The 14,872-nt window shown below is 39.7% G+C and carries 12 protein-coding genes; all 12 read right to left on the bottom strand.

Translation table 11 applies throughout. The features are described from left to right. Positions 1-67 precede the first annotated feature (67 nt). Complete coding sequence (gene argF / locus BABA_RS00075; RefSeq protein WP_007083059.1) at positions 68-1,027, bottom strand: ornithine carbamoyltransferase; 960 nt, start codon at positions 1,025-1,027, stop codon at positions 68-70. After that, on the bottom strand, positions 1,011-4,247 hold the full coding sequence (gene carB, locus BABA_RS00080) for a carbamoyl-phosphate synthase (glutamine-hydrolyzing) large subunit (protein ID WP_007083060.1): 3,237 nt from the start codon (positions 4,245-4,247) through the stop codon (positions 1,011-1,013). Before carB ends, argF begins: the two co-directional genes overlap by 17 nt. After that, entirely contained in the window at positions 4,234-5,307 is a 1,074-nt protein-coding gene (locus BABA_RS00085; protein ID WP_007083061.1) for a carbamoyl phosphate synthase small subunit, read from the bottom strand. Before BABA_RS00085 ends, carB begins: the two co-directional genes overlap by 14 nt. Before the next feature lie 5 nt (positions 5,308-5,312). After that, positions 5,313-6,512: an acetylornithine transaminase gene (locus tag BABA_RS00090; RefSeq protein WP_007083062.1), complete on the bottom strand. Its 1,200-nt coding sequence runs from the start codon at positions 6,510-6,512 to the stop codon at positions 5,313-5,315. Beyond that, a complete protein-coding gene (gene argB, locus BABA_RS00095; protein ID WP_007083063.1) occupies positions 6,512-7,309 on the bottom strand; it encodes an acetylglutamate kinase in 798 nt (265 codons plus the stop codon). The genes BABA_RS00090 and argB overlap by 1 nt, the downstream gene beginning before the upstream one ends. A gap of 12 nt (positions 7,310-7,321) precedes the next feature. Continuing rightward, positions 7,322-8,551, bottom strand: coding sequence for a bifunctional ornithine acetyltransferase/N-acetylglutamate synthase (gene argJ, locus BABA_RS00100; RefSeq protein ID WP_007083064.1), 1,230 nt, complete (start codon positions 8,549-8,551; stop codon positions 7,322-7,324). A 59-nt stretch (positions 8,552-8,610) separates the two neighbouring features. Continuing rightward, the gene (gene argC / locus BABA_RS00105) at positions 8,611-9,648 is read right to left on the bottom strand and encodes an N-acetyl-gamma-glutamyl-phosphate reductase (RefSeq protein WP_007083065.1); all 1,038 of its coding nucleotides are present in this window, start codon (positions 9,646-9,648) and stop codon (positions 8,611-8,613) included. Positions 9,649-9,865: 217 nt separating this feature from the next. After that, positions 9,866-10,486 (bottom strand): response regulator transcription factor, encoded by a 621-nt coding sequence (locus tag BABA_RS00110; protein ID WP_007083066.1) that lies wholly within the window; start codon positions 10,484-10,486, stop codon positions 9,866-9,868. Beyond that, on the bottom strand, positions 10,467-11,561 hold the full coding sequence (locus BABA_RS00115) for a sensor histidine kinase (RefSeq protein WP_007083067.1): 1,095 nt from the start codon (positions 11,559-11,561) through the stop codon (positions 10,467-10,469). The genes BABA_RS00110 and BABA_RS00115 overlap by 20 nt, the downstream gene beginning before the upstream one ends. Before the next feature lie 37 nt (positions 11,562-11,598). Beyond that, a complete protein-coding gene (locus tag BABA_RS00120) occupies positions 11,599-12,696 on the bottom strand; it encodes an ABC transporter permease (RefSeq protein WP_007083068.1) in 1,098 nt (365 codons plus the stop codon). Beyond that, positions 12,693-13,811 (bottom strand): ABC transporter permease, encoded by a 1,119-nt coding sequence (locus BABA_RS00125; protein WP_007083069.1) that lies wholly within the window; start codon positions 13,809-13,811, stop codon positions 12,693-12,695. The genes BABA_RS00120 and BABA_RS00125 overlap by 4 nt, the downstream gene beginning before the upstream one ends. 21 nt (positions 13,812-13,832) lie before the next feature. Beyond that, positions 13,833-14,765 (bottom strand): ABC transporter ATP-binding protein, encoded by a 933-nt coding sequence (locus BABA_RS00130; protein ID WP_007083070.1) that lies wholly within the window; start codon positions 14,763-14,765, stop codon positions 13,833-13,835. Positions 14,766-14,872: the final 107 nt, after the last annotated feature.

The raw sequence follows: 14,872 nt of genomic DNA on the forward strand, positions 1-14,872 counted from the left end.
ATTCACTATGAATTTTTATTCAATCAATAGAATTATTATACATATAATCTTATAAAAAAAGAAACTATTATGCAAGTAAAAGTTTTAAAATTGCCTTTTGTGCATGCAGACGGTTTTCTGCTTCGTCAAAAACGACTGAATGGGAGCCATCAATAATTTCCGCAGTAACCTCTTCGCCTCTGTGAGCGGGTAAACAGTGTAAGAAAATGAAATCCTCTTTCGCATGCTTACACAATTCCTCATTAACTTGGAAGCCTTGGAATGCCGCTAATCTTAATGCTGTTTCTTCTTCTTGACCCATACTGGTCCAAACATCCGTCACAACGACATCCGCCTCTTTAATTGCTTCAAGAGGATCATTCGTTACCATAACCGTACTACCTGTGAGCTTACCAACTTGAATCGCCTGCTCAGTTATTTTTCCATTTGGCAAATATCCAGCCGGGCTGGCAACGCTTATATTCATCCCCACTTTGGCAGCACCCTCCATTAGCGAATGTGCCATATTGTTATTGCCGTCACCAATATAACACAGCTTTAAACCAGCTAATTTACCCTTGTGCTCAAGAATTGTCAGCAAGTCGGCCAGCACCTGGGTTGGGTGCTGCAGGTCTGTTAAGCCGTTTATAACTGGAACTGTTGCATGCTCTGCTAATTCTTCTACTGATTCATGAGAGAAAGTTCGAATCATAATCCCATCTACATAGCGGGATAACACTTTCGCTGTATCGGATATGCTTTCTCCTCTTCCGAGCTGGATATCCTTCGAACTTAGGAAAATGGCATGACCGCCGAGCTGCAGCATGCCGACCTCGAATGAAACCCTTGTACGGGTAGAGGATTTTTCAAAAATCATTCCTAATACCTTACCGCTTAAATGCGGCTCGGGTGTTCCTTGTTTTTGCAGCGCTTTTAACTCCTGAGCCACATCAAGCAGATAGAGGATCTCGTCTGTAGTAAAATCCGAAAGCTGTAAAAAATCCTTTCCCTTTAATTCTTGTTTATTCAATTTATATGCTTCTAACATGTTCAGCACCCCTTTTTTCCAAATCGTAAAACTCACGGACTGTACGGACTTCATTCTCTGATTTGGATTGATTTTGTAAGCCACTAGTCGCTGCAATTGTATCTAAATGTGTAAACACTGGTATTTTGTAACGAACGGCATGTTCACGAATTTGAAAACCAAACTTTTGTTTTTGTCGTCCTTGGTTCGGTATATTGATCACTGCTTTGATTGGCTGTTTACGAAAAAGTTCATTTACTTTTTGATCGTCATTGGCCACCTGTTCAACCGATATTCCATTATTTCGTAAAAACAATGCAGTGCCTTCTGTCGCCGCAATCTGATAATCTTTTTTGATAAGTTCGCGAATGATTGGAAGACTTGCATTTTTTTCCCGATCGGAAATGGAACAAAATAGATATTTTTCTTCCGTTTTTCCCCCAAGAGCGGGAAGCGCCTTTGCAAGAGCAGCTTGGAAGGTTACGCCCATTCCGAGTGCTTCGCCAGTTGATTTCATTTCCGGCCCAAGCACATGGTCGACGCCTTTAAGCTTACTTGATGAAAATATTGGGGCTTTTACTGAGTAATAACCAGGTTCAGGAAGCAAACCTTGAGCCTCGGATAAATCGGATAATTTTTCTCCTAATTGGACACTGACAGCCCATTCAATCATCGGAATACCTGTTACCTTACTGATGATTGGCACCGTTCTTGATGAACGCGGATTTACTTCGAGCACAAAGACTTGATCCTCATAAACCACATATTGAATGTTCATCATGCCGATTACTGGTGCTGATATAGCAATTTTCTCCGCATACTGAATGATCGTTTCTTTTACCCCTTCAGACATTGAGATAGGTGGGAACACCGAAATACTATCACCTGAGTGAACGCCGGCTTTTTCAATATGTTCAAAAATCCCCGGAACAACTATTTTGTTGCCATCGCAGATGACATCTATCTCACATTCTAGTCCTGGCAAAAATTTATCTACTAAAAGCGGCCACATCGCATCATATGAATTTTTCTCAAGCTGCGAAATATACTGCCTTAATTCTTCTTCTGAAAAAATCGTAAACATCGCTTGACCGCCAATAACGTACGATGGGCGGACGAGAACCGGGTAGCCTAGTTTGGCGGCAGCTTCCACTAGTTCTTCAGGTTGTGAAACTGTTTTTCCCTCGATATGCGGGATATTTAAGTCCTCAAGCAGTTGGTAAAATTCTTTTCGGTCTTCAAGCAGATTAATATTTTCAACAGTTGTTCCCAAAATATTGACACCTTCTTCCTCTAAAGCATGTGCCAAATTTATCGCTGTTTGCCCGCCGAATTGAATCAATACACCCTCGACCTGTTCTTTTTCAATGACATGCATGACATCTTCAGCAGCAAGTGGTTCGAAATAAAGGCTGTCTGCAATGGAATAATCGGTACTTACGGTCTCGGGGTTGTTATTAATGACAACTGCCTCATAGCCTTTTTTCTTAATCGCCTTTGCGGCGTGGACAGAGCAGTAATCAAATTCAATTCCCTGACCGATTCGGATCGGACCTGATCCAATGACAAGGATTTTTTTCTTATTCGTTGGCTCTACTTCATCGTATCCATGCCAAGTTGAATAGTAGTAAGGTGTTATAGCATCAAATTCTGCCGAGCAGGTATCAACCATCTTATAGCCTGGTTTCCAGCCAAATTCTTTCCACTGATCTCTGACCTGTTTTTCTGGGATATTAAAAATTTGCGATAACAGTTTATCGGCAATATTATTTCGTTTTGCTTCTTTCAGCAGGGTAGTTGGAACATTGCGCCATTCATATGAGGCAAGTTCTTTTTCTAACGCGACGATTGAGTTAATTTTGTGCAAAAACCATGGGTCAACCTCGGTCAACTGTTGAACTTTTTCAAGCGAGATGCCTCTTCGGAAGGCTTCAGCAATAATAAATAAGCGTTGATCATTGGCCATTTCAAGCTGTTCAAAAAGGACTCCTTCACTTAATGGTCTATTTGCATCTCGGCAAAGTCCATACACGTTCATTTCCATCGACCGAATGGCTTTATTTAAAGCCCCCTCAAACGTCCGGTCAATTGCCATGACCTCTCCCGTTGCCTTCATTTGTGTTCCGAGCGTTCTGTCTGCTTCAGGGAACTTGTCAAACGGGAATCGAGGCAGTTTTACCACAATATAATCAATCGCTGGCTCAAACGAAGCAAAGGTGTTGCCTGTTATCGGATTCACAATCTCATCCAGGTGATATCCAATGGCACACTTGGCTGCCATACGGGCAATCGGATAACCGGTTGCTTTTGAAGCAAGTGCCGACGAACGGCTTACCCTTGGATTCACTTCAATGATGTAATATTGATTGGATTCCGGATGCAGCGCGAACTGGATGTTACAGCCGCCGATAATCTTTAGTTCTCTGATTACTTTTATTGAAACGTCACGGAGCATTTGATATTGGACATCTGTTAATGTCTGTGATGGTGCGACGACGATGGAATCACCTGTATGAACACCGACAGGATCCATGTTTTCCATATTGCAGACAATGATGCACGTATCATTTGCGTCCCTCATGACCTCATATTCAATTTCCTTCCAGCCCTTAATACTTTTTTCAACTAGCACTTGCTGGATTGGACTTGCTGCTAAGCCCTTCTTCAGGACGATTTCAAGTTCTTCATCATTGTAGGCAAAGCCGCCTCCTTCTCCTCCAAGCGTATAGGCTGGGCGAATGATGACTGGAAAGCCAATTTCTTTCACAAAAGCTTCCCCTTCTGCAAAATTGTGAATAATAGCTGATTCCGGTATCGGTTCTCCAATTTCCAGCATCAGGTTACGAAACTTCTCACGATCTTCCCCGTTTTTAATCGATTCAACGGAGGTACCTAGGAGTTCCACATTGTATTTTTCTAATATGTTTTGTTCATACAACTCTACAGTTAAATTCAAACCTGTTTGGCCGCCGAGGGTGCCAATGACACCATCCGGCTTTTCTTTTTGAATGATTTTTTCAATGGTTTCAACGTTTAATGGTTCGATATATACCTTTTCGGCTATTGTCTCATCTGTCATGATCGTTGCCGGGTTGTTATTGATTAAAACGACCTCGATTCCCTCTTCTTTAAGGGCAATACATGCCTGTGTACCGGCATAATCAAATTCTGCTGCCTGGCCGATCACAATTGGGCCAGATCCAATAACAAGTACTTTTTTTAGTTTTTTATTTAGCGGCATATACTGTCTCTCCCACTGATGCTAAATGTTTTACGAAATCTTTCAAAATATATTCTGTATCACTTGGCCCCGGATGTGCTTCCGGATGAAATTGCACGGTTTTGATTGGATAGTTTTGGTGTTCTAAACCTTCAATCGATTTATCATTGACATTTCGGTAAGTGATATTAAAAACGTTCTCATCGATACTTTCGTCAACTACGACAAACCCGTGATTTTGCGCTGTTATTTTAACCTTGCCTGTGTTTAATTCCTTAACTGGGTGGTTACCGCCGCGATGGCCATAAGCGAGTTTCTCTGTTTTCGCCCCGTAAGCAAGGGCTATTAGCTGATGCCCTAGGCAAATTCCAAGCGTAGGGAATTTCTGGGTTACCTTTTTAATTTCCGGGAACCACTGTTTTAATTCCATTGGGTCGCCAGGTCCATTACTTAATAGGACACCATCCGGATTTAAGGCTTTAATTTTTTCAAAAGAAGTATTGTAAGGCACAATCGTCACCGCACAATTTTCTTCTAATAGGGCATTTAGAATCGATTTTTTATGACCAAAATCGATTAAGACTACATGGGGGCCCTGATTTTTGAAAAATTGCGTCTTCTTCGTTGATACTTTATCTACCCAAAATGCTGTTTCTGTTGTTTGGAAACTGGCTTTTTTTTCCTTACTTAAAAATCCTTTTACTGTTCCACGGCTGCGAATTGTTTTAACTAGAAGTCTTGTATCAACCCCTGCAATCCCTGGAACATTCGCCTGTTTCAGTTTTTCTGAGAATTTATTGATTGATTGATAATGGCTCGGTGTTTCACATAAATCGCCAATGACTACCCCTGATAAGGCTGGTGTAATGCTTTCATCATCGATAGCATTGATTCCATAGCTTCCGATAATCGGATAGCAGAAAGTAATGATTTGTCCGGCGTACGATGGATCAGTGATTATTTCCTGATATCCAGTCATGCTTGTGTTAAAGACTACTTCTCCGAGTGAGTCCTTTTCTGCTCCGATTAGGACACCTTCAAAAACCTCTCCCGTTTCCAAAGTAAGATAACCATTCTCCAAAATACTCACGCGCCTTTCTCTATACTTTGGAAAGCACTTTCCAATTTGTTTGCAAATTCATTAATTTCTTCCTTTGTAACGGTTAACGGCGGTAATATCCGTATTACATTCGTCCCTGCAGTTAAAATTAGAAGTTTATTTGTTATCGCTTTTTGGACAATTTCTAAAGCATTGGTTTCGATGACCAAGCCTTTTAGCAGCCCGATACCACGAATTTCTTTTATAAATAGGTACTTTTCTTTTAGGTCTTGAAGTTGTTGATCAAAGTAAGCCGTGATTTCGGTAACATGTTTGAGTAAGTTACTTTCAAGTATATGGGTAACGGTCGCAAGTCCAGCTGCCGTTGCTAAAGGGTTCCCGCCAAATGTGCTCCCGTGGCTGCCCGGTTCAAAGCCCTTTGCCACTTCTTCTTTTGCAATGATTGCGCCGATTGGAAATCCTGAGCCAAGACCTTTGGCAATGCTGATAACATCTGGTTCAATGCCATATTGCTCGTAAGCGAAAAGGGTACCCGTACGTCCGATGCCTGTTTGAATTTCATCAACCATGAGCAGGATACCGTTGTCTTTGCAAATTTGAGCTAGTTTTTTCACCCAATCAGGGTTTGCAGGAATGACGCCGCCTTCCCCTTGGACAAGCTCAAGTAGTACTGCAGCTGGTTTGATTGCCTGAAGTTTCTCAAGTGCTTCACTGTCATTAAACGGCAGGTAGCTGAATCCAGGCATGAGCGGTGAAAATCCCTGTTGGATTTTTTCCTGCCCTGTGGCCGTTAAGGTAGCTAAAGTTCTGCCATGGAAGGATTGCTCGAATGTGACGACTTCAGATGAGCCGCTGCCCTTCACTTTGTTGGCATATCTTCTTGCAAGCTTAATCGCTGCTTCGTTTGCTTCTGCCCCGCTGTTGCAAAAAAAGACTTGGTCACCGCAGCTGTTTACTGTAAGCAACGCTGCAAGCTGCTCTTGGTTCGGAATGTTGTAAAGGTTAGAGCAGTGCCATAGGTTTTGTAATTGTTCTTCAAGTTTCTCCTTTACCACGTCCGGAACATGCCCGAGGTTACAGGTTGCAATGCCGGAGGTAAAATCTAAGTATTTCTCCTCTTGATTGTCCCAAACGTAACTCCCTTTACCTTTTACAAGGGTGATTGGAAAGCGTCCGTAGGTTGGCATTACCGGTGAGATTTGTGATACAGATGTGTTGGCCGCCATTATGCAATCACCTCTTCTAGAACTATTTTTGTACCAACTGTTTTTCCATTTGTATAATCTATAAGACTATTTTTTTCAAAGCCGTTTATGATTCCCACCTCTGGTATGTTATGTACAAGCCCATCAATTGCAGCTTTTACCTTTGGAATCATTCCGCCGTAGATTGTTTGATTATGGATCATTTCTTCAATAATGACTTTAGAAACTTTATCGAGCTTTGTCTTGGCACCATTCTTTTCGACCAAGATGCCAGGTATATCACTAATAAAGCAAAGATTGGCTTCTAAAGCTTTGGCAACAGCAGAAGCGGCAATATCGCCATTAATGTTGTACCGTTGTCCACCGGATCCAATTCCAACTGGAGAAATTACCGGAATATATCCTTGCTTTATAATCCCTTCAATAATGGTATGATTGACTTCGATTACATCGCCGACAAACCCTAAAGTTTTAGCATGTTCTGTGGGTATTGCCTTCAGAAGGCCGCCATCTACACCACTTATACCAATGGCATTTCCCCCCACTTCAACAATGTTTCTGACAACCTGCTTATTTACAGAGCCGCTTAATACCATTTCTACAACATCTAAAACCTGGTGATCCGTTACTCTGAGGCCATTCACGAATTCGGTTTCAACGTTTAAGCTTTTTAATAATGAAGTTATTAACGGACCGCCGCCATGGACAATTATCGGAGTCCACTCTCCAGATTCGTGCATTTTGACCACATCTTCGAAAAATGACCTTGGCAGATTATCTAACACACTTCCGCCGCACTTTATGACTAAATACTTCATTTTCCGTCCTCCTTAAGTGCGGTAGGATGCGTTGATTTTTACATAATCGTAAGTAAGGTCGCATCCCCAGGCAGTTGCACTGAAATCGCCTTGGTCTAATTCAACAATCAATTTTACGTTTTCTAATTCTAAGTATTCTTTTACCTCTTCTTCAATAAATTGACTTGGCAGACCGTTTTCGAAAACCGTGAAAGGCCCAATTGAAACCTTAATTGCATTTGGTTTTACTGGTACACCGCTGTAGCCAATTGCCGTAACGATTCTTCCCCAGTTAGGGTCTGTGCCATAAATAGCTGTTTTTACAAGGTTAGAGGAGATGATTGATTTTCCAACAGCCCTGGCTGCTTCAAGGCTAAACGCACCATCAACTTGCACTTCAACTAGCTTTGTGGCGCCTTCGCCATCACGAGCAATTTTTTTTGCAAGTGATTCACTGACCATTTTCAACCCCTGTTTAAAAACATCCCACTCTGGATGCTCCTTCGTCAGTTGGTTATTTTCTGCTAAGCCATTAGCCATTACCAATACCATGTCATTCGTGCTTGTGTCACCATCAACGGTAATCATATTGAATGTTGTGTTTGTAACTTCTCTTAGAGCAAAAAGAAGGTCATCATGGTTAATGTGGGCATCCGTAGTGACGAAGCCTAGCATTGTAGCCATATTCGGATGAATCATTCCTGAACCCTTGGCTGTTCCTCCAATGCTCACTTTTTTACCATCAATGGTAAACTGAACGGCAATCTCCTTTGTGCATGTATCTGTGGTTAATATTGCTTGTTTAAAGTTTTCTTCATTTTCATATTCTTTCTGGAGGATTTGCTTAATTCCGGTTTCGATTTTATCCATTGGCAGCAGTTCACCAATAACTCCTGTGGAGGTTACTGCAACAAGATGTTCTGGAATTCCTAATTCGTTTGCAAACCCTTTTTGCATTGCTAGTGCATCGGCTATACCTTGCTCTCCTGTACATGCATTGGCATTTCCGGAATTTACAAGGATCGCTTGCGTTTTATTTTCTTTTGCAATACTTTCTTGCGTAACAACTAATGGAGCTGCTTGAAAAATGTTAGTTGTATAAACGCCAGCAACTGTCGCCGGTACCTCAGAAACAATATACCCGAGATCGAGGCGTTTTCTTTTAATACCACAATGCATTCCGCCAGCCTTGTATCCCTGAGGCAATGTTATACTCCCATCTTCTATAACAACAATTTCATTTAATGATGTTGCTTGTGCCAATTTTATTTCCCCCTTATTATTCCCTTGGTCGTATAACTAGGTATCTAACATTTTATTTTTTATGGATACAACGGAATATCTGTAAGTCCAGTTCGTTCATCCCAACCGTTCATGATATTGGCGTTTTGAATCGCCTGACCGGCTGCCCCTTTTACTAAATTGTCGATGACGGAAATGACTGTTAAACGATTGGTTCGTGGATCAACATGAAGGCCGATATCACAATAATTACTGCCAAGTACCTCTTTAGTAGTTGGAACATTTCCAACAGGCCGCACCCTTACAAAGGGATGCTTTTCGTAAAATTGATTATAAATTTCTATAACATCCTCAGTTGATATATAGTCTTTTAGATTCATATACATCGAACACATAATACCGCGCGACATTGGAACCAAATGTGTCGAGAAAGTTATAGCAATCTCTTTCCCTGTTTCATCTTGAAGTACTTGCTCAATTTCGGGTATATGCTGATGCGCTCCCAGTTTATAAGCTCTGACATTATCATTTATTTCAGCATAATGGGAAGTTAATGTTAGACCTCTGCCTGCACCGGTTACCCCTGATTTTGCATCAATGATGATCGACTTTTCATCTACAAACCCTTTTTTTACAATTGGTATTAAACCAAGTGTCGTTGCAGTAGGGTAGCATCCCGGATTAGCTAGTAGACTAGCAGTTTTTATTTCTTCTGAATAAATTTCACTTAATCCATAGATTGCTTGTTTTAAATATTTTCCATCTGCTGGTGAATGTTTATACCATGACTCATATTCTTCTGCATTCCTTAGCCGAAAATCTCCAGAAAGATCTATACACTTTTTACCTTTCTCTATCATCTTTGGAACAAGCTTGCTGCTTACCCCTGATGGTGTTGCAAAAAAGACAATGTCATTTTCCTCACTTAATCTATCTGCATTGAATGTTTCAAGTGGTTGAACAATTATATTAGAAAGATGTGGATAAACATCGCTAAAACTAATCCCTGCTTGGGAGTTAGAAACGACAGAACCAACCTCCATATATGGGTGTTTATTTAATAACCTGACTAGCTCAATTGACCCATAACCCGTTCCACCAATAATCGCTGCCTTCATTTCTTCAACTCCCATGTTGCTTATATAATGAATTATTATACATATGGATATATAATTATTCAATAGTAAAACAACTTAAATTTTCAGTTTTTATCAATAATTTAATGATTTATTTTTGTAAGCGCTTACGTCCCTATAAAAATAAACATACAGTTTTTTATTCATTTTTAGCATAAAAAAGAAGAGACAAAACACTGTCCCTTCAATCTCCATATCTTTATAAATTCTTTAAATAAAAAATCGCTAACTGCGTCCGATCCCGTAACTTTAATTTTTCAAGTAGCCCTGTTGTATAATTTCGGATCGTCCCTTCACTTAAATAAATCCGTTCGGCAATTTCCTTGTTAGACAAACCCTCTGAAATCAGTTCAAGTATCTCTAATTCACGAGTCGATATATCTAGTTTCAATCGGGGTTTCTTCTCATCTTTAAGCATTGTCGATAGTGCGCTGGCAACTTCCTTTTCTAAAACAATATTCCCCTTACTAACAGCCCGAAGGCTTTCAATAATACTGTCTGCGGGTTGATTTTTTAAAATATAACCTTCTGCCCCGCTTTTAATTGCCTCTTTGATATAATTATCATCCTTGAAGGTCGTTAAAATTACTACTTTAATATTATTGAAATGTTGCTTTATTAGTTTCGTACCCAGTACTCCATCCATAGTGGGCATACGGATATCCATTAAGACTAAGTCAGGTCGTTTCTTTTGGCACTTTTCAAAGGCCTCCTGGCCATTTGATGCTGTGCCCGTAACCTCGAAATCTTCTTCTAGTTCAATCAGTATCTTTAAGCCATCGCGAATTAATGCATCATCATCAACGATTAGAACTTTCAAAAATCCCGCTCCCTTCTTTCGGAATTAGGCAAACAATTAAAAAACCGTCATTTGTGGATATCGAAAGACTCCCGCCCACATTCCTTACTCTTTCCCTCATACCACTTAACCCTAGCCCCTCTTTCATCGTATTACACCCTATGCCGTTGTCCTTTATATACAGCCTTTCATATTGCTCAGTTGTTTCAATCTTCACATCGATTTTTGTTGCTTGTGAATATCGTGATGCATTCGTTAGTGCCTCTTTTAAATTGGTACTCAATAATTCTAGATGGCTAGCAGGAATGGAATTCACATCACCATTAATTTGAAGTTCTACCGGGCAAAAATTGAAATGATCGATGATGTTTTTTATATAGTTTATGCCTAAATGTTGTTTTGGCTTGATATTATGTACAGTATCACGAAGTAACTCGACCGAGTTTGCCAAGCCTTCAATTGAATTTTGAATCATCGCCAGTGATTTTTCTTGATTTCTTGGATGAAGTTTATATGCTGCTTGTAGTTGAAACAGGATCCCCGCAATGCTGTGTCCAATACTATCGTGTATTTCTTGGGCAATTCGATTTCGTTCTCTGACTTCAGCAATATTTGCCACTTCCTTTGATGAATGAAGCAACTTTGCTTTTGTATCTTCAAGCTCATACCGTAACCTGCGCTCATTATCGACTGTTTGTTTAAAACGTTCTCGCTCTTCCTTTTTACTACGAATAACATAAGCAAGTAAACTGCAAAAAAGAATGAATAATAGGTTGGTCGGAAGTAAATCACTTGATCTAAGGAAGTAGGTCATGCAGGCAGCTGTTACACCCAATCCGACATATATCCTTTTTAACATAAAGTCATAGCTGCATAGGGCGAATAAAACAGAAAAACGGAAATCCATCGTAACGGCTGCACAAGTCAGCAGCAGCGTTACGATGGTTAAATAAACAGAATCATAATATCTTTCTTTGAAAATATTAATAGCGATAATCAGCAATAAGATTACGAATTGTTGATAAGCAATATCATGAATCATAATTATTTCTATACTGGTATACAGGATAATTGCTACCTTAACAATAAAGTTCATTTATTCCCCCGCCATTGATCTTTTCCTTCATTATACTTTATTTTGCAATATCTGCCTTTCTGAATGTGCCTAAAAGGAAGAAAATAAGGGAGAACACGATTAATACCAGCACTTCTTTTCCAAGTGAAAATAATGACTGTCCATGCAATAGGTTCTCTATGCCCGTAATCACCCATGATACCGGTGTGAAGTTGCTTAAAGACTTAATGATATCCGGTGCAAATTCGAGTGGGAAGTAGGCACCTCCTAGCATCGCCAGCGGCGCAACCAAACAAATGCCGATTAAGCATGCTTGAATAATGTTTTTGGAAATTGAGCTGATAGCCACTCCGAATGAAACAGTCACTAATGAAAATAAAAGCAACAAGATAAAGATGGAAAATCCGGCACTGCCGAGATACAGTTTGTAAACAAATTTTAATATCAGAAGCACAAAGGAAATTTGAATAAACGAAACAAATAGAAAGCTGCTTACAATTTGAAGCATGTAAGTTTTAATTTTTACAGGTGCGGTCAAAGTACGATAAAGAGTATGGTTATTTTTATTAAATATAATAAATAATCCTACAATCAAAGAAGTATATAACATGGAAATGATCAGGTAGCCCAACACCGATCTTGTTCTTTCAGCTCCTTCATTAACGGCTAACTTATGCTCGAGTTGAATCGCACCATGTTGATCATAGTTGGAAAATTCCTTGTAAAAGGAATCTGGATTATGACCGACCGACTCTGCAACCAACATGGCATGTTGAAGCCATTGCTCTATGGACGCACTTACCGGTTTAGAGAAGTTTGACTCTTTGACAGAGTAACCCGTAATCCCTCCCGTTTTTCCTTGAATGAGGTTATTAGAAAATCCTTTATCAATTTCAACAACATAATCTACCTTTAATGTTTTTAGTTCATTATTTATATCTGCCGCTTTAACGTCCCGTATTTCTGCTTTCGTTTTTAGATTCCGTACTAAATCAGCCGTAAACTTTGTATGATCATGATCGATGACCGCCACCCTCACTGTTTGTTCCTGCCCAATAAATCCTAAAGACATAAACGCAAGAGGAAACAGTAAGATAAAGAAAATCTGTACTTTATTGCGAAAAATTCTCTTTAAGGTATTGATAAATATAGTCATGCCACTCTCCTCCTTCCGGTAATAAAGGTAAGGGTAATCACAATAATCGTATAGAAAACTAAGCTTAAAATATTTGATCGCGAGAAAGTACCCTCATAAATATTGGTAAATAAAGTCTTTTGGGCATAGGTGTTGGGTGAAAGGTAGCTTAGCGTTTCGATAACCTTTCCATCCATTCGCGAAAATCCACCAGCAACTAACGTTAGAACAGTTCCAATTATGAAGATACTGAGCGAAGATGCCATTGTGCTTTTTGACAAATGCGCTAAGATCATCCCAAAGGCGACGGAAATAGTTGAAAACATGAAGAGTACAAGCAAAATAAGCCATAAGCTTCCATCCCAATTTCCTTTAAAGACAAATTTCGAGACGAGAAAGATCAATAATGAAATACTATACAAGGTCAGCGAACTTCCTAATAATTTTCCAAGGATGATTTTACTAGTTTTGATAGGAGCCGCAATCATGCGAATATTTGTGTGGTTCCCCATATCCTTCGTAATTGCAAATACCCCAAATATTGCTCCAAACAACATCGATTGAAATAAAGCGGTTAGCGAATAATAGTCAATTCCGCGTGGTATTTTTCCTTTCGTCACTAACTTTACTTCTTTCAAAATAGAATGTTTGGAATTAGGCTGCAGCTGCTGTCCATTTAGCTTGATGAGCGTGTTTCCAATATTAAAAGTACGAACAAAGCTCTCGAGTACTGGTTGAACAAAAGAATTTTTCTCCTTGCTGTAAAAATTAATGGTAACTTGTTCACCGTTTTTAAATTGATCGGATGTTCCTTTTGATAGATAAATCAGCCCTTTTAACTTTCCAGACTTGACCTGATTCTTGCCGCTTTCAAGCGATTTAACCTTTTTCACTTCTATTATGGAACGAGTTTCTTTTGCTGTAAAAAACTCATTCATCGAACTGTTTAAAACACCGGCATCTTTACTAAAATAACCAACATTCATTGGATCGAGCTTCTTTGGGGTATAAGCACTATCTAGCGCCTTACCCAAAATGAGGATCATTAGAATTGGGAGTAAAATAAACGCTAGCATCGCCTTGATATCCCGTATATTGCGGATAAATGTATAATAAGCAATCGATAATAATTTCATTGAATTCACCTCTTCCTTCTCTTAATCTCGTAAGGATCTACCAGTTAGCGTCAGGAACACCGCTTCTAAACTTGGCTTTTCCACATTCAACGATAGAATTTCAATTCCAGCTTCCGTCAAAAGATTAATCACTCGGCTGACATTATGCTCGCCCTTTTTCCCGATTACTTCCAAGCAGTTATCTTTGATGCTGCATTCGCGAATACTTGAGACTGATTTAATTTGCTCCACGATTGTGAAGTTAACGGAAGATAATTCAATGACCAATTTTTCCTCGGTCGAAACCAGCGCTGTCAGTTCTTCCTTTGTCCCCTGAGCAATGACTCTTCCATGATCAACAATGGCAACTCTTGTACAGATTTCTTCGACCTCTTCCATGTAATGGGAGGTATAAATAATGGTCGAACCCATTTTGTTTAATTCCTTGATGGATTGTAAGATATGATTCCTTGATTGCGGATCGATTCCTACTGTTGGTTCATCCATAATAATGAGCTTTGGATGGTGCAAAATGGCACAGGCAATATTCAGTCTTCGTTTCATCCCGCCGGAAAATCCCTTTGGCCGATCCTTCTGTCTATCGGTGAGCCCTGTAAATGAGAGTGCTTCTTCGATTCTTTCCTTTAAAAGGCTGCCTCTAAGTCCATAAAGCCGTCCGAAGTAATCCAGATTTTCATAGGCCGTTAAGTCTTCAAATATGGCGATTTCTTGGGGAACGATACCAAGCTCACGTTTTATTTCCATTTCATGCCACTTAGTCTCTTTCCCAAGAAACTTTACTTCGCCGCCATCATACTGAGTAAGACTTGAGATAATGCTGATGGTCGTTGTTTTTCCAGCTCCATTTGGCCCAAGTAACCCGAAAATTTCTCCTTCGTTTATTGAAAATGTTATATGATCTAAAGCGAGGAAATCACCATATCGTTTAATGAGATTATTTACTTCTAATAACATGTTCCCAACTCCCTTTTTCGTTTTTCTACTGTAATCATATTCGAAATCACATGGCTCTTATAGTGACTGGAAGAATGAGTTCATGTGACAATTGTCATATTTATAGA

The sequence above is a fragment of the Neobacillus bataviensis LMG 21833 genome (assembly GCF_000307875.1).
Taxonomy (GTDB): domain Bacteria; phylum Bacillota; class Bacilli; order Bacillales; family Cytobacillaceae; genus Neobacillus; species Neobacillus bataviensis.